The sequence below is a fragment of the Burkholderia sp. Ac-20344 genome (assembly GCF_017104975.1).
Classification (GTDB): Bacteria; Pseudomonadota; Gammaproteobacteria; order Burkholderiales; family Burkholderiaceae; genus Burkholderia.
Map to the genome: position 1 here is coordinate 26,341 of NZ_JAAGPP010000068.1, position 19,281 is coordinate 45,621.

Below are 19,281 nucleotides of genomic sequence, written 5' to 3' on the forward strand. Positions count from 1 at the left end.
TGCAACGAGTAGGAGTGACGTGAAAACGCTGGAACCGTGGCTTCACCGGCACTGGAACATCGGGCCGGCGCGCCTGCAGGCGCTGGCATCGGGCCATACTAACAAAACGTATCTCGTCGAGTGCGATGCGGGGCGCGCAGTGTTGCGCGTGTCGTGGTCCGGGAAGCCGGTCGAGCAGGTGAATCGTGAGGTGGCGATACTTGGCCATCTCGGCCACCCGCGCACGGCGCCGATGCTGCCTGCGGTGCCGCGCCTGCGGCCGACCGTGGACGCACAGTCCGGTGTGCGGCTTCCCGATGGAAGCTGGCTGCATCTGTTCGAGCATATCGATGGCAGCCCCGGCCTGCCGGACGATGGGGAGGCCGGCGCGAGCGATGCGATGCAGGCGCTCGCGCATCTGCACGCTGCGCTGGCGGCGATACCCGCGACCGAATCGGCGCCGCTGGCATGGCTGTCGGCGCGCCACGCACGCGTAGCGGCGCGTGCCGCGCCGTCGTTGCCGGGCGACTTGAGCGGCCACTACGAGACGATGATCCGGCGGATCGGCGCACATCTCGACGCTGCCGCGAACTGGCTGACGGGGGCGGCGCACTGGCTGCACGGCGATTATCACGCGGGCAACCTGCTGTACGTCGGTGGCGCGGTGAACGGCGTGCTCGATTTCGATGATGTGGGCCAGGGCGCGCAGTGGCTCGAGGCGGCCTTTGCGCTGTTCGCGCTGTCGCGCGATGCAGGCAGGGACGATCGCTTCGTATTCGATGCGCAGCGCTGGGAGGCCGGCCTGCAAGCCTATGCAGCGACACGGCCCGATGCTGCGCCGGACTGGATGCACGACCGCCGCGATGCGCTGATGGCCCTGTTCTGCGCGGACCAGACGCTGATCCATCTCGAAGCCGCGCAGCGCGGCCTGTGGATGCCGGGGCCCGGTATCGGATTCCTGGGCGGCTGGTGGCAGTTGCTGGAGGGTGCGGCGCCCGGACGCTAGCCGGCTGTTGCGTCAGTCTCGTCGATTCAGGAACAGGCGAACGGCTTCGACCGTGTGGGGCCGCGCTTCGCCGTGCCGCGACCCGTCGTGCATACAGAACAGCACGTCGCGCTGCCGTGCCGCGCTCGCGTCGACATGCGCGCACATCGCGTCGAACAGCGCCTGCGGCGACGGCGCGGGCCGCTGCCAGTCGTCGAGTATGGCGGTCCAGCCTGTGTGATCGCGCTGCAGCCGCGCCAACACGCGGGAGCGATTGTCCTGCGGCATCAGGCCGTAAGGCAGGCGCAGCGGGATCGTGTCCGGCGCGGGAACACCGGCTTCGCGATAGGCTTCGCGGATCAGCGCGTCAGTCGTCTCGATTTCGTCGATCAGTGCATCGTCCGCCAGCGCGCCGGGCTTTGCGTGCCAATACGTGTGATTGCCGAGCCGATGGCCTTCACGCGCCATTCTTGCGGCGACGTCGAGCGCGCCGCCCGCCAGGTGCTTGCCGAGCAGGAAGAAGGTCGCCTTGCACGACGCGTCGCGCAGGACATCGAGCAAGGCCGGCGTCGACGGCCCGGGGCCGTCGTCGAAACTGAGGTGAATTGACATCGCGGGCGGGCGCGCCGTTCGGGGTGTACCGGGGGAACGATAGCGCAAGTCGCGCCGTGCGGCGGCCGGCGCATCGATCGGGCCGGTCACCGAGGCGGCTCGATGGCGAGTGGGCACGTGCCGACCGGACGCAGCCGCGTGCCGGTCCATTCGTAAAAGAACCGGGCGGCCTTCTTGCCGTTGTCGTCGCAGTCGTCGTTGAAGCAGCCCGCGACGATCAGCAGCCTGCTGTCGGTGCGGAAATCGACGCGCTCCTCGTCGTTGCCCATCACGCCCGCGATGGCCTGCACGCCGGGCATCGTGTAGGTCGCGCCCGTGTACTTGTCGACGATCGCGAAATTCCGGCAATCGGTTCCGCAACCCCAGATCGCGACGCGGTAGTGGCCGGCGAAATTGGCCGTTTGCGTGAACGCGTCGTGAATGACGGTGCGGTAGAGGCGCGCTTCCTTGCCGGTCAGGCGTGGCGCATGGGCCGTGGTGTGCGGCGCGGGCACCGTGCGCACGGGGTAGCGATCGAACGATGGCGACGGGCAGTTTCGGGCGGACGCAGCGGTGACGGGCACCGGCTGGGCAGCCACAGCCCAGCCGGCAAGCATGGCCGTGGCGCCGGCCGTCAGCAGAAGTCGGTATGCGCGCATCACGCGATCGTCCTTGCAGGGAAGAGGAGCGGGCCGCCGCGCGCACGGTGGCCGTGCGTTCGTGTGCCGATGTCGCGGCGGGTCGGGGCCCGACGGCCCCGCCGCGCGATTCTATGACGCTTCGCGTGCGCTGGCACGCGTTGTTATCGGCGTCCCGTGCGACTGCGCGAACGGCATGGCGGCCTGATGCCCGCAAGCCGGACCGGTCGCCGGCGCGATGACCGGTCCGCGCTCAAGCATCGCACGCTTCCCGCGCGTCATCCGTAATGGCACGCTCCGCGAGCGCGACATAATCGCCGGCCGCCGTGCGTTCGACCCGGGCGTCGACACGATACGCGCGCCGCAGGTGCGGCGGTGTCAGGACTTCGGAGGGGGCGCCGTCGGCGACGAGGCCGTCGGTGCCCAGCAGCACGAGCCGGTCGCAGAATCGCGACGCGAGATTCAGGTCGTGCATCGCGACCAGCACGACCGCGCCGTGTCTGCGTGCCGCGTCCCCGACCGCTTCCAGCGCGAGCAACTGCCAGCGCAGGTCGAGCGCGCTCGTCGGTTCGTCGAGCAGCAGCAGCGGCGTGCCGCGTACGAGTACCTGCGCGAGTCCGACCATCTGCCGCTGCCCGCCGGACAGCCGCTCGAGCGGCGACATCGCGAGCGCTTGCAGCCGCAATCGCTCGAACACGTTCTGCAGGCGCAGGTCGCGTGCCGCGTCGGACAAACCGGGACAGGTCGCGCGCAATGCGCTGCGTACGGCCTCGTACACGAGCAGCGACGACGGTTGCGGCAGCGTCTGCGGCAGGTAGCCGACCTGTCGCGTGTGTTCCCGGCGCGCGCCGCGCAGCAGGTCCAATCCGCCGAACGCCGCGTTGCCGTGCGCGACCGCGAGCCGGGCGAGTGCGCGCAGCAGCGTCGACTTGCCGACCCCGTTCGGTCCGAGCAATCCGACCATCGTGCCAGGCGAAACGGGTGCGAGCGACAACCCGTCGAGCACGATCTTCGCGCCATAACGCGCGGCCAGGTCGTCGATGTACAGGGTGCCCTTATCCATCGAGCCTCCTGCGCCGGCTGACGAGGATCATGAACAGCGGCACGCCGACCAGCGCGGTGATGATCCCGATCGGCAGCGTCACGCCGGGGATCAGCGCCTTGCTGAGCACCGATGCGCCAGCCAGCATGATCGCGCCGGCAAGGGCGGCGCCGGGCAGGTAGTAGCGATGTTCGTCGCCGACGAGCAGCCGTGCGACGTGCGGCCCGACGAGCCCGACGAAACCGATCGTGCCCACGAACGACAGCGCGGTGGCCGACAGCAGGCTGATGCGCACCAACGCGACGAGTCGCAGCCGCTCGACGGCGATCCCCATGCTGCGCGCCTGTTCGTCGCCGGCGCGCAGCGCCGTCAGCGATGCGACGTCGAAGCTCGCCCACAACGCGCAGGCGGCGAACACGCACGACAGCAGCGCGATCTTGCCCCACGTCGCGCGCGCGAGGCTGCCCATGCTCCAGAACACGATCTGCTGGAGCGCGTTCGCATCCGCGAGAAACTGCAGCAGCCACAGCAGCGCCTCGAAGCTGAACATCAGGCCGATGCCGAACAGCACCACGGTTTCGGTCGTCGCGCCATGGCGCCACGCGAGCCAGACGATCAGCAGCGTCGCGAGGCTCGCGCAGCAGAACGCGCCGAGCGACAGCGCGATGTTCTCGTTCCACAGCACGACGTGCCAGCCCGAGATCACGACGAGCGACGCACCGACGCTCGCGGCGGCCGACATGCCGAGCGTGAACGGGCTCGCGAGCGGGTTGTTCAGCACGGTCTGCATTTCCGCGCCGGCGATGCCGAGCGACGCGCCGACGAGCACGGCCATCAGCGCATACGGCAGGCGCACGTCCCAGAGGATCACGCGCTGTTCGAGCGGCAGCGCGTCCGGCCGGAACAGCCCGGCGACCAGGTCCGCGATCGGGAACGGCGACGGGCCGGTGCCGATGTCGACGACGAGCAGGGTGCCGAGCACGCAGGCGAGGAACATCAGTGCGCCGACCCGCCGCGCGGCGATTGCGCGGTAGCGCAGCTTCAGCGAAGCGGACGAACGGGACGAGGGCGACGATGCGGGCGACGCGGCGCTCATGCGGCATCTCCCGCGACAGCTTCGGCCGCGATGCGCGCGGCCAGCATCGCGCTGGGCACCACGACGCCGCCATGATCCTCGCCGTCGATCAGGCGGAACGTCGCGTCGAGCCCCGGGCGGGCACCGACGCGCCGGACGAAGTCGCGCGCGGAACTGACCTGCTTGCGCGCCTGTTGCCGGCGCATGCGTTCGACGTCGGGATTCGGCGCGCCTTCTTCGAGGCTACCCGCTGTGACGAGCAGCCGCAGTGCGGGCGCCAGCGGTGCCGCTTGCATGGCGAAGCGGTCCGCATAGGGCAGCAGCGCGCGGTCGCCCCACCAGATCGACGGGCTCGCCGCGACATACCGCGCGAACAGGTGCGGGCGCGTCAGCATCGCGTACAGCGTCAGCAGGCCGCCGTACGAATGGCCGAACAGCGTCTGGCGCGCCGGGTCGATGGCAACCTGTTGCGCAAGCCAGGGCTGCACGTCGTGTTCGATGAAATCGAGCAGGCGGTCGGCGACGACACCGTGGCCGTCCGTCAGCGGCGCGAGCGTGTAGTCGTCCGCGCGGGCCGCCATGTCGTATGCGGCATCGGTCGGGTAACCGATGCCGATCACGACGGGCTCCGCATCGGGCGTCGCGTCGGGGCGCGCGCGCCGGTTGCGCACGAGTTGCGCGGCGAGCGGGAAGAGCGCGTTGCCGTCGAGGACGATCAGCACCGGATGGGATGCGGCAACAGCCTGCTCGGCGGGCAGCGCGACGAACAGGCGGCGGGGCTTGCTGCCGACCGTCACGTCGAACTGGCGGCTGTTCGGCACCTGCACGGCGGGCGCTGCGTCGAGCGCGGGCCAGTCCGGTGCACGAGCGGCGAGTGCGGGGGCGATGCGGACGCCGAGCGGGCCCGCGAGGCCGGCGACGAGCAGCGAGCGGCGCATCGTGGAAGCAGGGAGCGCCATGTCAGGACCCTTCCTGTACCCAGTATTCGCCCTGCAGCGGAACCGGCTGGAAGCGTTGCACCATCGTGTCGAGCGTGCGGCGCGGGTCAACGTCGGCGAACAGCGCCGGATGCAGCCATTTGGCCAGAGCCTGCACCGCGACGACGTTGAACGGCGAGTTGTAGAAGTGATGCCAGATCGCATAGGCCCGGCGCTCGCGAACCGCGCGCAGCGGCGCGATCTGCGGGCGCTGCAGCGACCGGTCGAACGAACGGGTGGCGGTTTCGCGGGACACGCCGGCGCCGAGCGCGATGCGCAGCGGCGCACTGTGCAGCGTCTGTGTCGAGCCGATCCCCGTGCCGATGTAGAAATCGGGCTGGCGGCTGAGCAGGTATTCGGGATTCAGCGTGCCGTGCTCGCCGGGCACGCGGCCTTTCGCGATGTTGTTGCCGCCGGCGGCGTCGAGCAGGCGCCCCATCATGCCGGTCATCGTGTCGCAGCAGTCGCTCGACAGGCCGACGCGGCTTTCGAGGAACACGCTCGGTGCGACCGCGTGCGCGTTCGCCAGCCGCGTGCGGACGAGGTCGAGCTGCGCGTGCCAGTACGCGTTGAAATCCGCCGCGCGCTGCGGCGTGCCGAGGACCTGGCCGAGCAGCGCGATGCTGCGCGTCGTATTGACGAGCGGGTCGTGCCGGAAATCGACGAAGACGATCGCGACGCCGGCGGCTTCGAGCCGCGCGAGCGTCTCGCGATCGCGCTCGCCGGGGCCGTGGCCGCCGCCGAGGCCGAAGATCGCGACCTGCGGGCGCAGCGCGAGTGCGCGTTCGTCGCTGAAGCTGCCGGCCTGCGAACGGCCGATGCGCGGCACGTCCTTCAGGCGCGGAAACCGCTCGAGCCATTGCGCGTAACTGGCCGGATCGAGCTGTTCGAAATCGCCCATCATGCCCACGAGGCGACGGGTGGGATCGCTGGGGTCGACAACTGCCAGCGCAGGCAGCAGGCGCCCTTCGCCGAGCAGCACGCGCTCGACGCGCGCGGGAATCGGTACCTGCCGGCCGGCCAGGTCGGTCACGGTGGTGTCCGCGCATGCCGCTTGCGCGACGAACCCGCTGCATAGCCATGCGCCGAGCATGGCCCACATTCCACTTGTCTTTCTCACGCGACTCCCGATACGATATAAATGAGAACTATTCGCATTTAATTGTAGCCGAGCAGCGGCGCATCGCGGGATGCCGGCTGTTTGATCCAGCGACGAAATAGTTTGTGCGGGCACGCGGTGCCCGACGCACTCAACGGGGTATCACGACATGACGGCGCAGACGCCAGCTGCTTTCCAATCCGACGGCCATCGCCACGACGCGCACGTCGCGCGGATCCGCGAGGTGCGTCCGGGCTTGCGCATCCACGCGGACGACGCGACCGACGAATTCGATGCAGTGATGTCGGGGCAGTGCACGCCGGGCCTGCATCTCGTGCTGCTGCTCGAAGGCGCGCTCGACGTGTCGTACGGCGACCGGCGCGTGTTACTGACGACGGACGCGCGCCGGGCGAACCGGGCGCCGGTGCCGCGGCCCGCGGTGCGGATGCAGTCGTTCCTGCTCAATGCGGTGCAGCCGGATACGTTCCGCCGGCGGCTCAGCAAGGGCGGCTATGCGCGGCGGCTCAGCCTCGCGATGTCGGGTGAGTGGCTGGGGCATCTTCAGGCCGCGAGCCGCGGCGCGCTGCCGGAGCGGCTGGATGCGATGCTGTCCGCGCACCTGGCGATCCGCTTCTGGCAACCGACACCACGCGCGACCGCGCTGGCCGAGCAGATCGTGCGGCCGCCGACCTATCAGCCGATGCTGCAGGCGATTTACCTGGAAAGCCGTGTGCTGGAACTGCTTGCCGAGGCGTTCGCGCCGCTCGAGGCGGAGGCGGTGGACGCGGCACCGGCGCCGGATGCGGCGCTCGGATCGCGCGACTACCGCCGGATGGCGGAATTGCGCGCGTTCCTGGCGAGCAATGCCGCACAGGATTTGTCGCTCGACGATATCGCACGCCATGCCGGCATGAGCGCGAACGCGATGCAGCGGCAATTCCGTGCCGCCTACGGCACGACGGTGTTCGACTTCGTCCGCGAGCATCACCTGCAGCGCGCTCGGCTGGCCCTCGAGCGCGACGCGGTGAGCGTCAAGCAGGCCGCGGCGCTGGCCGGCTATACGAGCGCGGCGAACTTCGCGACCGCCTACAAGCGCCGCTTCGGCGTCACGCCAACGCTCGCGCGCCGCAGCGACCATCGCTGACGGTGCAGTCGCGGTGACTCAAACGAGTTCGTCGCTTACGCAAAGATTTCGGCGTATTACATGTTCCATAATGCAAATGAGAATCAATCACATTATGAAATATCGAAAGCGCCACCATGTCGAGTCAAGCTGCAAACCTTGCATTGAAGCCGGTCGTCGTCGCCGGCCTGTACCTGATGGGCGTGTCGAGCGCGTGGGCGCAGACGCCTGATCAGCCCGCCGGCGCATCCGCCGTCCCGGTTCAGGCGGTTGCCGGCGATCTGCCGGATCCGGTCACACTGAAGGATATCGTCGTGACGGCCAGCCGCCGCGAGCAGGCGATCCGCGAAGCGCCTGCGAGCATTTCCGTGATCGGTCGAGACGAGATCGAGGCGAAGCCTTATACGTCAGTTGCGGAGATCGTCAGCAACGTCGAAGGCGTGAGCGTCGTCGGCACCTCGCCGAACGACCAGGACATCTCGATTCGCGGAATGCCCGGCGAATACACGCTGCTGCTGGTCGACGGCCGCCGCCAGAATACGCGGGAAACGATGAACCGCGGCAGCTCGGGCGTGCAGTCGAACCTGATGCCGCCGCTGTCCGCGATCGAGCGGATCGAGGTCGTGCGCGGGCCGATGTCGTCACTGTACGGCGCCGATGCGATGGGCGGCGTGATCAACGTGATCACGCGCAAGGTACCGAAGCGTTGGGGCGGCACGATCACGGCCGGCAGCGTGTGGCAGCTCGAATCGAACCAGGGCGATACGCAGAGCGTCGACTTCTGGCTCGGCGGCCCGCTGAAATCCGACGTACTCGGGCTGCAGGCGTCCGGCCGCCTCCTGCATCGCGGCGAGGACGACATCTATTACGCGAACAGCGGCACCGGCGGCGCGAACGGGCAGCGGATCGGCAGCTTCGACGTGAAGCTCGCGGCGAAGCCCACGCGCAACCAGGACGTGAGCGTGAACATCGGGCGCGAGCAGCTGACCTACCTGAGCACGCCGGGCAAGAGCGCGGCGCCGCTCACGCCGCGCACGGCCGCGTCGGCGGTGACCGAGACGCGCCACGTCCGCGACTACTGGGGCATCACGCACGACGGCCGCTGGGGATTCGGCAGCACCACGCTGTCGCTCTATGGCGAGCGCGGCGTGCAGGATCAATGGACGCCGGCCGGCCGCGCAGCGATCCGGCCCGCGCTGACCGACACGATCCTCGAAGGCAAGGCCGAGGTGCCGTGGTGGGGCGAGCGCAACATCCTGACGGTCGGTGGCCAGCATATCTGGTCGACGCTGTCGGGCGTGGCCCGCCAGGACGCGGTGCCGAAGGGCCATGCGGCGAACTCGGACCGGATCCGGCGCAATGCGTGGGCGTTGTTCGGCGAGAACGACTATTTCTTCAACGACCGGTTCACGCTGACGACCGGCGTACGGCTCGATCACGATGATCGTTACGGCAGCCACGTGAGCCCGCGCATCTATGGCGTCTACAAGCTCAGCCGGGCGTGGACGGTGCGTGGCGGCGTGTCGACGGGCTTCCGGCCGCCGTCGCTGCGCCAGAGCACGGGCGGCTACTGCATGACGTCGGGCGGTGCAGCGGGGGCGACGCCCGGCACGCTGTGCGGCAATCCGGATCTCAAGCCGGAGACGAGCCTGACCGAGGAACTCGGCGTGCGTTACGACCTGGGCGACACGTACGCGGGGCTGACGCTTTTCAACAACCTGTTCAAGAACAAGGTGGCCAGCTACGACACGGGTAAGGCCGATCCGCGCTCGCCGGGCCGCAACATCTACGTGTACGACAACATCGACCGGGTCAAGCTGTACGGCTTCGAGCTCGGCGCGGGCACGCGCGTGGTGCGCACGCTGAAGGTGTCGGGCACCTACACGCTGACCCAGTCGCGCCGCGAGGGCAGCGGCGAGAAGGCGTTCAACGGCAGCTCGCTCGACGGCTATCCGCTCGACAAGACGCCCAAGCACAAATTCAACGTGCAGGTCGACTGGACGCCGACTGCCAAGCTCGATCTGTACGCGACCGCGAACTACATCGGCAGCGAATACTGGGCGGCGTTCCGCAACAGCGCGCAGGGTGTTCGCGAGCGGCCTTCGACGACGACCTTCGATGTCGGCGGCCGCTACCGGATCGACAAGCGTTTCTCCGTCAACTTCGCGGTGCTGAACCTGACCAACAAGATGGTACCGATCGACGATCGCACGCGCACGACTGGCCTGAGCGGCAACTGGCTGGTCGATCAGGGGCGCCGCGTCGCGGTGAGCCTCACCGCCGAAATGTGACGGCACGGCCGGTGCGACGCGCCGGCCCTTCAATCTGGAGATGAATTCGATGAATGCGATATCTCGTCCTGCCGATCTGTTAGTACCCCATAGCATATGGGATCTCTATCGTGCCGATGCGGCGCTGTTCCTCGCGACACCGGGCCATACGCTGCTTGCGGCCGATCCGGCGGAAGCGATTCCGCATGCGGATACGCCGCTGACCGCGCGCGTGGCGCAGGCGCTGCGTCGTGCGCAGGCGCACGGGCATGCAGGTGCGGCGGTGGTCGGCGCGGTGCCGTTCGATGCCGATTCGCCGGCCGCGCTGCGGGTGGCGCACACGATGCTGCGCGCCGCACCGCGCGGTGTGCCGCGGGTGCCGGAGCCGACCGGAATGCGCTATGCGACGCGCGAGGTGCCGGCGGCCGACGCCTATGCCGATGCGGTGGCGCATGCGGTCGCGCGCATCCGCGCGGGCGAACTCGACAAGGCCGTGCTGGCGCGCACGCTCGAAGTCGATGCCGAGCAGCCGGTCGAGGTCGCGCCGCTCGTCGCGCGTCTCGCGGCCCGCAACCCGCACGGCTATACGTTTTCCGTCGATCTCGGCGAGGGGCGCACGCTGCTCGGCGCGAGCCCGGAGCTGCTCGTGAACCGCTTCGGCGGTGTCGTGCGCGCGAATCCGCTGGCCGGCTCCACGCCGCGCAGCCGCGACCCCGTCGAGGACCGCCGTCGCGCTGAGGCGCTGCTGGATTCGGTCAAGGATCTCGACGAGCACCGGGTCGTCGTCGAAGCGGTGCGGGACAGCCTCGCGCCGTTCTGCTCGCATCTCGACGTGCCGGTGCGCCCGTCGCTGATGCACACCGAAACGATGTGGCACCTGTCCACCGAAGTGCGCGGCGAAACACAGGCCGACGCGTTGACGCTCGCGCTTGCGCTGCATCCGACGCCTGCGGTCTGCGGCGCGCCGCGCGCCGCGGCCCGCGCGTGCATTCGCGCGGCCGAACCGTTCGACCGCGGGTTCTACGCGGGGATGCTCGGCTGGGTCGATGCGCACGGCGATGGCGAATGGATCGTGACGATCCGTTGCGCGCAAGCGTTCGATCGCACGCTGCGGCTCTATGCGGGGGCAGGCGTCGTCGCCGAGTCGACGCCCGACGGCGAGCGGGCCGAAACGGCGGCCAAGTTCAGGACGATGCTGGATGCGCTGGGGATTCGCCACGACGCCGCGTCGGGCGGCGCCCGGGAGGCGGCATGACGATCGCGCACGGCACGCCGTGGCCGGCCGCGCTGGCCGACACGTACCGGAGGAGGGGCTATTGGCGCGGCGAATCGTTCGCCCGCTGGTTCGATGCGCGCGTCGCGCAATTCGGCGAACGGACGGCGCTCGTGCAGGGCGATCTTCGCTGGTCGTACCGGACGCTCGCGGTCGAGGCACAACGTATTGCGCGCGCGCTGAGCGCGGCGGGCATCGCATCAGGCGATCGCGTGGTGTTGCAACTGCCGAACTGCGCGGCCTTCTTTGCGACGACGTTCGCGCTGTTCCGCATCGGCGCGCTGCCGGTTTTTGCGTTGCCCGCGCACCGGCGTCGCGAGATCGGTTTCTTTTGCCGGCACGCGGGTGCGGTGGCCTACATCGCGGCGCAATCGCACGACGGCTTCGACTACCGGTCGCTCGCGCGCGACGTGCAGGCCGACGCGCCGACGCTGAAGCACGTGCTGTTCACGACGCCGGGCAACGCAGGGCTCGATCTGCACGATGCACCGGAAGCCGCATTGCCGCCGGGGCCGGCCGCGCACGAGGTGGCGTTCCTGCAGTTGTCGGGTGGCAGCACGGGCACGCCGAAGCTGATCCCGCGCACGCACGACGATTATCTGTACAGCGTGCGGGAGAGCGCGCGCATCTGCGGGCTGAGCGAACGCACCGTCTATCTCGCCGCGCTGCCGGCCGCGCACAACTACGCGCTCAGCTCGTCGGGCTCGCTCGGCGTATTCGACGCGGGCGGCACGGTCGTGCTGTGCGACAGCGCCAGCCCCGACGTTGCATTCGAGCTGATCGAGCGTGAACGCGTGACCGTGGTCGCGCTCGTGCCGCCACTCGTGCTCGTGTGGCTGAACGCCGCTGCGCGGCGCGGCGGCGCGCCGGCGAGTCTCGAACTCGTGCAGGTCGGCGGAGCGCGATTCGATCCGGCACTGGCCGCGCGCGCGGCGGAGGGCTTCGGCGCGCAGCTCCAGCAGGTATTCGGAATGGCGGAGGGGCTCGTCAACTACACGCGGCTGGGCGATCCGCGCGACGTCGTGATCGCCACGCAGGGGCGGCCGATCTCGCCGGACGACGAGATTCTCGTGGTCGACGACGACGATCGTCCGGTCGGGCCGGGCGAGGTCGGCCACTTGCTGACGCGCGGCCCGTACACGATCCGCGGCTACTACGATGCGCCGGTACACAACGTACGCGCGTTCACGGCGGACGGCTTCTACCGCACCGGCGATCGCGTGCGGATCACCGATGGCGGCTATCTCGTCGTCGAGGGGCGCGCGAAGGACCAGATCAATCGGGGCGGCGAGAAGATTCCCGCGGAGGAGATCGAGCATCTGCTGCTGGCGCATCCCGGCGTTGCCGACGCGGCACTCGTGCCGATGCCGGACCCGTATCTCGGCGAGCGCAGTTGTGCGTACGTGATTCGCGGATCCGCGGCGCCGAGCGCGGCGGAACTCGTGCGGTTCGTGCGCGAGCAGGGCGTCGCAACCTACAAGGTGCCGGACCGGATCGAGTTCGTCGACGCGTTCCCGAAGACCCCGGTGGGCAAGATCGACAAGCGGGCGTTGCGGCAATGCATCGCCGATTGCCTGGCCGACGCGCCAGCCTGATGTACGGCGCTCAGGCAATGCCGACAACATTCATTTTCACGACGCTTCACCACACATTCCAACATGGCCATTCCGAAAATCGCCTCCTATCCGATGCCGGCAGACCTGCCGGCCAACCGCGTGACCTGGCAGTTCGATCCGCGACGCGCGGCGCTGCTCGTGCACGACATGCAGGACTATTTCCTCGATTTCTACGATCGCGGCGCAGCGCCGGTGCCGTCGTTGCTGGCCGGCGTGCGGCGCCTGATCGATTTCGCGCATGCGACGGGGATGCCGGTTTACTACACCGCGCAGCCGGCGACCCAGGCGCCGGCGGATCGTGCGCTCCTGACCGACATGTGGGGCCCGGGCCTGACCGCGCAGCCGGCGCGCGCGGCGATCAGCGAGATCGTCGCGCCGGCGCCCGGCGACACGGTGCTCGAGAAGTGGCGCTACAGCGCCTTCCGGCGCTCGGATCTCGAGACCCGGCTGAATGCACAGGGGCGCGACCAGCTCGCGATCTGCGGGATCTACGCGCACATCGGCTGCCTGATGACCGCGTGCGATGCGTTCATGCGCGACATCAAGCCGTTTTTCGTCGGCGATGCGCTCGCGGATTTCTCCGAACGCGAGCACCGGATGGCGCTCGATTACGTCGCGGGGCGCTGCGGCAGCGTCGTGTCCGTCGATACGCTTGTCGGCGCCGCCCATGACGATCCCGCGACGCCGACGCTCGACGACGTCGCGCGGCTGGTTGCCGGGAGCCTGCGCGTTCCGGCCGCGACGCTCAGCGCGGACGCCAACCTCGTCGATTGTGGCGTCGATTCGATCCGCATGATGACGTTCGTCGAGCAGTGGCGGGCCGACGGGCACGACGTGACGTTCGTGCAACTCGCCGAAGAACCGACGCTCGACGCGTGGACGCGCCTGCTGCAACGCCCAGCGCAGGTGCCGGCATGACCGCGCGCGACGTGCCCGGCATCCGTCCGGCGCCGTTCGCCAGCACCGCGGAAGTCACGCTTGCGCAGGCCGATCGCGTGCTCTTCAAGCTGTGCAAGCACTACGCGATCAAGGTGCCCGTCGTGTTCGACGAGCATCGTGCGACCGTCGACTTCCCGTACGGCACCTGCCGGATGCAGCGGACCGACGACCGGCTGCGGATGCGCTGCGAAGCCGATTCGGCCGACAAGCTCGCGCAGATCCAGTACGTGATGGACGAGCACCTGGTGCTGATGTCGCGCAATCGCGAACTCGTGATTGCGTGGCAGCAGGCCGACTGACGGCGTGCATTTCCGGTTCAACGTTTACTCGCGATATCTCCATTCATGCAACTCGAAGAACGACCGATGCGCGCGACATCCGCGCAATACGGAATCTGGGTCGCGCAGCAGGTCGATCCCGACGATCCGGGCTACCTGACCGCCGAAATCATCGAACTTGACGGCGCGCTCGACGTTGACGCGCTCACCGGGAGCGTCGAGGCGGTGCTCGATCATGCCGATGCGCTGCACATGCGTTTTGCATGGGCCGACGATACGCTCTGGCAATGTCGCCGCGCACCGGCCACGCGGTTGTCGCTCGTGGACCTGTCGACGCAAGCGGATCCCGAGCAGGCGGCACGGGACTGGATGAAGGCAGCGCTGTCGGTGTGCTGCGATGTCACGTCCGATCCGCTGTATCGCACGATGCTGTTGCGCCTCTCGCCAACGCGGCACTGGTGGTATCTGCAGGTTCATCACATCGCGCTGGACGGCTTCGGCTACGGGCTGCTGCAGCAAGCCGTCGCGGCGCGCTACAACGCGCGTGTCGGCAAGGTGCCCGTGCCGGCGCTGCCCGATTGGCGCGTGGATCGCGTCGTCGAGGCCGAGGCGCGTTATCGCGCGAACGGCGGCTTCGAAGCCGATCGCGCGTTCTGGAGCGCATATCTGGGCGACATGCCCGCGCCGCTCGTGCTCGCGCCGAAGCAGGACGTGGCCCCTGATGCGGCGCGGGCCACGCGCTTGGTCGACGGCGCCCGGCTGGCCCGCCTCAGGGGCGCCGCGGCGCACGCGGGCGTCGACTGGAACGCGTGGCTGTTGTGCGCGACCGGGATCTGGCTGGCAAGACAGGGCGGGCAGCGCGACCTGACGCTCGGGCTGCCGGTGATGAACCGGCTCGGCACGGCGGCCCTTGGTGTGCCCTGCATGGCGATGAACATCGTGCCGTTTCGCGTGCATGTCGACGCGGGCCATGCGCCGCGCGATCTCGCGCGCGCCTGCTCGGAGCAACTGCGCGCGATCCGGCCGCATCTTTACTACCGGTACGGCTGGATTCGCGGCGATCTGGGCCTGCTCGAGCGCAACGTGTTCCTGTTCAACCAGGCCGTCAACGTGATGCCGTTCGAACGGCAGGTTGCGTTTCGCGGGCTGGCGAGCGATACGCGCGCGGTGAGCGGCGGGCCGGTGAAGGACCTGAACGTGACGCTCGCCGTGCGTGGCGGCGCGTGGCATCTGACGCTCGAGGCCAATCCGAACGCGTACGCCGCCGACACGCTCGCAGCATACGCGCAAAGCTTCATGGAATGGCTCGACACGTTCGCCGCCTGTGCGGCCGACGAACCGGTCGCGCACCTGCTCGACGACCTGCCGCCGCCGTCGATCATGCGCGGCGCGCCACTGCCCGGGCCGCACGACGACGTGATCGCGCTGATCGAACGCGCGGCGCGCGACGCACCTGCGAACACGGCGATCGAAACCGGCGAGCGTCGCGTCGACTATCGCACGTTGCTCGCCGACACCGCGGCGCTGGCGGACGAGCTCGTCCGGCGTGGCGTGACACGGCAGACGCGCGTTGCGCTCGCGGCGCCGCGCGCGCCGGACGTGATCGCGGCGATGCTGGCCGTACTGAAGGTCGGCGCTGCCATCGTGCCGCTCGACCCGGACGGGCCGCCGCAACGCACGGCCGCGATGCGCGCGGACGCGGCGCCCGCGATCGTCATCACCCGCGGTGCGCACCACGGATGCGCGGGGGCATGCCCGGTGCTCGATCTCGATGCGGCGCGCGTGCCGGCGACGCAACCCGCGCCGGCCGGCGACGAACCGGTGCCGGACTCGCTGCCTGCGTATCTGCTGTACACGTCGGGGTCGACCGGCCGCCCGAACGGCGTGCTGACCGGACGCGGCGCGCTCGGCCAGTTCGTCGCGAGCACGCGTGACCTGTATTGCATCGGGCCGGGAGATCGCGTGCTGCAGTTCGCGCCGCTGCATTTCGACGCGAGCTTCGAGGAAATCTTCGCGACGCTGTGCCATGGCGCGACGCTCGTGCTGCGGGACGATGCGATGCTCGATTCGGTCGATACGTTTACCGCCGAGGTCGAGCGGCGCGGCATCACCGTGCTCGACCTGCCGACCGCCTACTGGCACGTGCTCGCGCATGCGCTCGACGCGCGCCATGCACGACGGCTCGAACGCGTGCGCCTGACGATCATCGGCGGCGAGGCCGCGTTGCCGGAGCGGATCCGGCGCTGGCGCGCCCACCTGCCGGACGCGGCGCTGCTCAATACCTACGGACCGACCGAGGCGACGATCATCGCGACCGCGGCATGCATCGGCGGCCCGCAGGCAGTCTGGCAGGAAGGCGAGCCGGTGCCGATCGGCACGCCGCGTGCGGGCGTCGATGCGTGCATCGTCGACGAGCGCGCGTACCCGGTCGCCGCGGGGCGCACCGGCGAACTGGTGCTGTGCGGCGACGGGCTGGCGCTCGCGTATGCCGGCAATCCCGCGCTGACGGCGGAACGCTTCGTCACGTTGCCGCGCGGTGGGCCGCGTGCATACCGCACCGGCGATCTCGCGACGCTGCGCGACGGCCGGCTGTATTTCGACGGTCGGATCGATCACGAAGTGAAGATCAGCGGCGTGCGCATCGACCCGCGCGGGATCGAGGATGCGCTGCTGCGCGAGCCGGACGTGCGCGAGGCGGCGGTCGTCGCATCCCGCAGCGGCGCAGGCACGGTGACGCTCGCGGCGTTCGTCGCCGGGCCGGCCGAGCCTGCCGCGTTGCGCACGCAACTGGCGCTGCGGCTGCCGGCGGCGGCGGTTCCGGACCGCTGGCACGTGCTCGAACGGCTGCCGCGCAACGCGAACGGCAAGATCGATCGCAACGCGCTGCTGCGGTTCGATGCGCGGCGCGACGAGGCGGCCGACGATCCGCGCGCCGGTGTGCTCGAGCGGCAGGTCATGGCCGTATGGCGGAACGTGCTCGGCGATGTCGCGCTGACCCCGGACGCCAATTTCTTCGACATCGGCGGCAAGTCGCTGCAGGCGATGCAGGCGAGCGCAAGGCTTGCAGCGGAACTCGGGCGCGACGTGCCGGTCTCGATGCTGTTCCGGCATCCGACGATCGCGAGGCTGACGGCCGCATTGCGCACGCCGTTGGCGTACCGGCCGCGCACCGAGCGCAACGGGTTTGCGCCGCACCTGGCGATCCAGTCGGCGTCGGGCGCCGCGCCGCGGCTCATCTGCATCCATCCGGCCGACGGCCTCGCGTGGAGCTACCTGCGGCTCGCGGCCTATCTACCCGATGCGACGATCGACGGGTTGCAGCTATCGGTCGACGACACGTGCGACGCGGCTGATTTCGACGCACTCGTGCGGTCCTATGTGCGGCGCGTACGGGCATTGCAGACCGACGGGCCGTATCACCTGCTGGGCTGGTCGCTCGGCGGCGCGCTGGCTTATGGCGTCGCGGCGGCGCTGGCGCGCGACGGCGCCGCGATCGGCACGCTCGCGTTGATGGACAGCTATCCGTCGTCGGCATGGACCGCGCAGCCGATGCCGGCCTGCGGTGACGCGCTGCGGATCCTGCTGACCGTCAACGGCGACTTCGATACGGCCGACCTGTCCGACACCGTGCTGCGACAACGCCTGCTGCGCGCGAACAGCCCGTTCGTGGCGCTCGGCGGTGCCGGCCTCGATGCGTTCGTCGCCGCGACACTGCGGCAGATGCGCCTGTTTCGCGCGGCATCCACGCCGCGCTACGACGGCGAACTGCTGCTCTTCAACGCGACCCGCAGGCGGCAGGGCATGCCGACGCCCGAGAGCTGGCATGCGCATCGGCCGCCCGGGACGCTGACCTGCCATGCGCTCGACTGCTCGCACGACGGCATGTCGGACCCCGAACCGATGGCGGCGATCGGCGCTGTCCTGACCGAACGGCTCGCCGCAGCGGCGGGCCCGGATCTTCAATCACGGAATTCGAATCAATGACAAGCACAACGAACCTGACATTCCCGGCGGGTATCGCCGTCGTGACCGGTGCGGCGCGCGGAATCGGTGCCGCGGTCGTCCGCATGCTCGCCGCGTACGGCGTGGACGTGGCGGCCTTCGACATGGATGGCGACGCGCTGGCGCGCACGATCGCCGACAGCCCGCCGGCGGCGGGGCGCGTGCACGCGTTCGCGGTCGACGTCGCCGACGCGCGTGCGGTGCAGGCGGCCGTCGAACGGGTGGAATCATCCGTCGGTCCGATCGGCATGCTCGCCAACGTTGCCGGCGTGCTGCGGCTTTCAAGCGCGGCATCGCTGACGGACGACGACTGGGCGCATTGCTTCGCGGTCAATGCCGACGGCGTGTTTCATCTGTCGCGCGCGGTCGCGCCGCTCATGGCCGCGCGCCGGGCAGGCGCCATCGTGACCGTCGGGTCGAATGCGGCACTCGTGCCGCGCACGCAGATGGCGGCGTATGCGGCATCGAAGGCGGCGGCTCATCAGTTCACCCGTTGCCTCGGCCTCGAACTGGCCGCGCACGGCATTCGCTGCAACATCGTCGCGCCGGGATCGACCGACACGCCGATGCAGCGCCAGCTCTGGCAGGGCCCCGAAGGTCCGGCAACGGTCATTGCGGGGGCGCTCGACACCTACCGGAACGGCATTCCGCTCGGCCGCATCGCGATCCCCGGCGATATCGCCGAAGCCGTGCTGTTCCTGCTGTCCGACGCGTCGCGTCACGTGACGTTGCACACGCTGTGCGTGGACGGCGGCGCGACGCTCGGCACATGACGCGCGAGCGGCTTCCGGAGCCCTGGCCATGAAACACCTCACTGCCTCTACCGAGTACGGCGCGGCGGGCACATTCGCGCAGCCGCGTCATGACGAGCGGCTGCGCGGCGGCGCGCTGCGCTACGGCTGCTCGGTGACCGATGCGTGCATCGGCCGGGAAGCGACCGCGGATGCGTTGCTGCATGCACGAAACCGCCTGCTCGCGCGAGCCGCGCTGACCGTGGCCGGTACAGGCCGGCCCCCTTCATTTCTCCAATACGAACGAATCATGTCGACCCCTTCCGCTGACACCCTGAACGCGCCGGCCGATGCCGGCGCGTCATTTTTGCCGCTGCTGCTCGCGAACTTCGCGATGGTCGCGGGAACCTACGCGTTCGTCACGATCGCCGGCCCGATGGCCCGGCGCATGCACCTCGAACCGCTGCACGTCGGCGCGATCATCGGCATCGTCGGGCTGGTGTGGATGCTGGCCGCACCGCGCTGGGCGCGAGTCGCGGATCTGCGCGGACGGCTGCCGGCCATGCGCGCGGCGATCGGCGGCTTCGTCGCGAGTTCGCTGCTGCTGACGGCGTGCGTCGGCTGGGCGCTGCGCGATGGCGGCACGGCCGTGCCGGCCGTCTG

At 69.6% G+C, this 19,281-nt stretch carries 15 protein-coding genes and 1 pseudogene; 10 read left to right on the forward strand and 6 right to left on the reverse strand.

The features are described 5' to 3' along the window. The first annotated feature begins 19 nt into the window (after positions 1 to 19). Complete coding sequence (locus tag G3N64_RS21080) at positions 20 to 985, forward strand: phosphotransferase (protein ID WP_346778830.1); 966 nt, start codon at positions 20 to 22, stop codon at positions 983 to 985. Between the two features lie 12 nt (positions 986 to 997). Here the strand turns inward: G3N64_RS21080 and G3N64_RS21085 are convergent, their stop codons facing one another. From G3N64_RS21085 to G3N64_RS21110, 6 genes are all read right to left on the reverse strand, one after another. Next, a complete protein-coding gene (locus G3N64_RS21085; RefSeq protein WP_205785650.1) occupies positions 998 to 1,576 on the reverse strand; it encodes a polysaccharide deacetylase family protein in 579 nt (192 codons plus the stop codon). 86 nt (positions 1,577 to 1,662) lie between these two features. After that, entirely contained in the window at positions 1,663 to 2,217 is a 555-nt protein-coding gene (locus G3N64_RS21090) for a hypothetical protein (protein WP_205785651.1), read from the reverse strand. Positions 2,218 to 2,446: 229 nt separating this feature from the next. After that, positions 2,447 to 3,256, reverse strand: coding sequence for an ABC transporter ATP-binding protein (locus G3N64_RS21095; protein WP_205785652.1), 810 nt, complete (start codon positions 3,254 to 3,256; stop codon positions 2,447 to 2,449). Continuing rightward, a complete protein-coding gene (locus G3N64_RS21100) occupies positions 3,249 to 4,331 on the reverse strand; it encodes an iron ABC transporter permease (protein WP_205785653.1) in 1,083 nt (360 codons plus the stop codon). The genes G3N64_RS21095 and G3N64_RS21100 overlap by 8 nt, the downstream gene beginning before the upstream one ends. After that, on the reverse strand, positions 4,328 to 5,269 hold the full coding sequence (locus G3N64_RS21105) for an alpha/beta hydrolase-fold protein (protein ID WP_205785654.1): 942 nt from the start codon (positions 5,267 to 5,269) through the stop codon (positions 4,328 to 4,330). Before G3N64_RS21105 ends, G3N64_RS21100 begins: the two co-directional genes overlap by 4 nt. Position 5,270: 1 nt before the next feature. Further along, positions 5,271 to 6,389 carry an ABC transporter substrate-binding protein gene (locus G3N64_RS21110; RefSeq protein ID WP_205785655.1) on the reverse strand — a complete coding sequence of 373 codons (1,119 nt, stop codon included), beginning with the start codon at positions 6,387 to 6,389 and terminating at the stop codon, positions 5,271 to 5,273. 166 nt (positions 6,390 to 6,555) lie between these two features. On the opposite strand from G3N64_RS21110, the gene G3N64_RS21115 reads away from it, so the two are divergent. The 9 genes and pseudogenes from G3N64_RS21115 to G3N64_RS39830 form a co-directional block, all read left to right on the forward strand. Continuing rightward, on the forward strand, positions 6,556 to 7,530 hold the full coding sequence (locus G3N64_RS21115) for a helix-turn-helix transcriptional regulator (protein ID WP_205785656.1): 975 nt from the start codon (positions 6,556 to 6,558) through the stop codon (positions 7,528 to 7,530). Between the two features lie 116 nt (positions 7,531 to 7,646). Then, positions 7,647 to 9,800, forward strand: a complete 2,154-nt coding sequence (locus G3N64_RS21120) for a TonB-dependent receptor (RefSeq protein WP_205785657.1) — start codon at positions 7,647 to 7,649, stop codon at positions 9,798 to 9,800. Positions 9,801 to 9,849: 49 nt separating this feature from the next. Continuing rightward, a complete protein-coding gene (locus G3N64_RS21125) occupies positions 9,850 to 11,034 on the forward strand; it encodes an isochorismate synthase (RefSeq protein ID WP_205785658.1) in 1,185 nt (394 codons plus the stop codon). Beyond that, complete coding sequence (locus tag G3N64_RS21130) at positions 11,031 to 12,647, forward strand: (2,3-dihydroxybenzoyl)adenylate synthase (protein ID WP_205785659.1); 1,617 nt, start codon at positions 11,031 to 11,033, stop codon at positions 12,645 to 12,647. Before G3N64_RS21125 ends, G3N64_RS21130 begins: the two co-directional genes overlap by 4 nt. A gap of 63 nt (positions 12,648 to 12,710) precedes the next feature. Then, positions 12,711 to 13,586 (forward strand): isochorismatase family protein, encoded by an 876-nt coding sequence (locus tag G3N64_RS21135; protein WP_205785660.1) that lies wholly within the window; start codon positions 12,711 to 12,713, stop codon positions 13,584 to 13,586. After that, positions 13,583 to 13,906: a DUF2218 domain-containing protein gene (locus tag G3N64_RS21140; RefSeq protein WP_205785661.1), complete on the forward strand. Its 324-nt coding sequence runs from the start codon at positions 13,583 to 13,585 to the stop codon at positions 13,904 to 13,906. The genes G3N64_RS21135 and G3N64_RS21140 overlap by 4 nt, the downstream gene beginning before the upstream one ends. A gap of 45 nt (positions 13,907 to 13,951) precedes the next feature. Then, positions 13,952 to 17,869 carry a non-ribosomal peptide synthetase gene (locus tag G3N64_RS21145; protein ID WP_205785662.1) on the forward strand — a complete coding sequence of 1,306 codons (3,918 nt, stop codon included), beginning with the start codon at positions 13,952 to 13,954 and terminating at the stop codon, positions 17,867 to 17,869. Continuing rightward, positions 17,866 to 18,660: a 2,3-dihydro-2,3-dihydroxybenzoate dehydrogenase gene (locus tag G3N64_RS21150; RefSeq protein ID WP_205785663.1), complete on the forward strand. Its 795-nt coding sequence runs from the start codon at positions 17,866 to 17,868 to the stop codon at positions 18,658 to 18,660. Before G3N64_RS21145 ends, G3N64_RS21150 begins: the two co-directional genes overlap by 4 nt. Positions 18,661 to 18,688: 28 nt before the next feature. Further along, positions 18,689 to 19,281, forward strand: a pseudogene (locus G3N64_RS39830) (hypothetical protein); the annotation flags it as partial.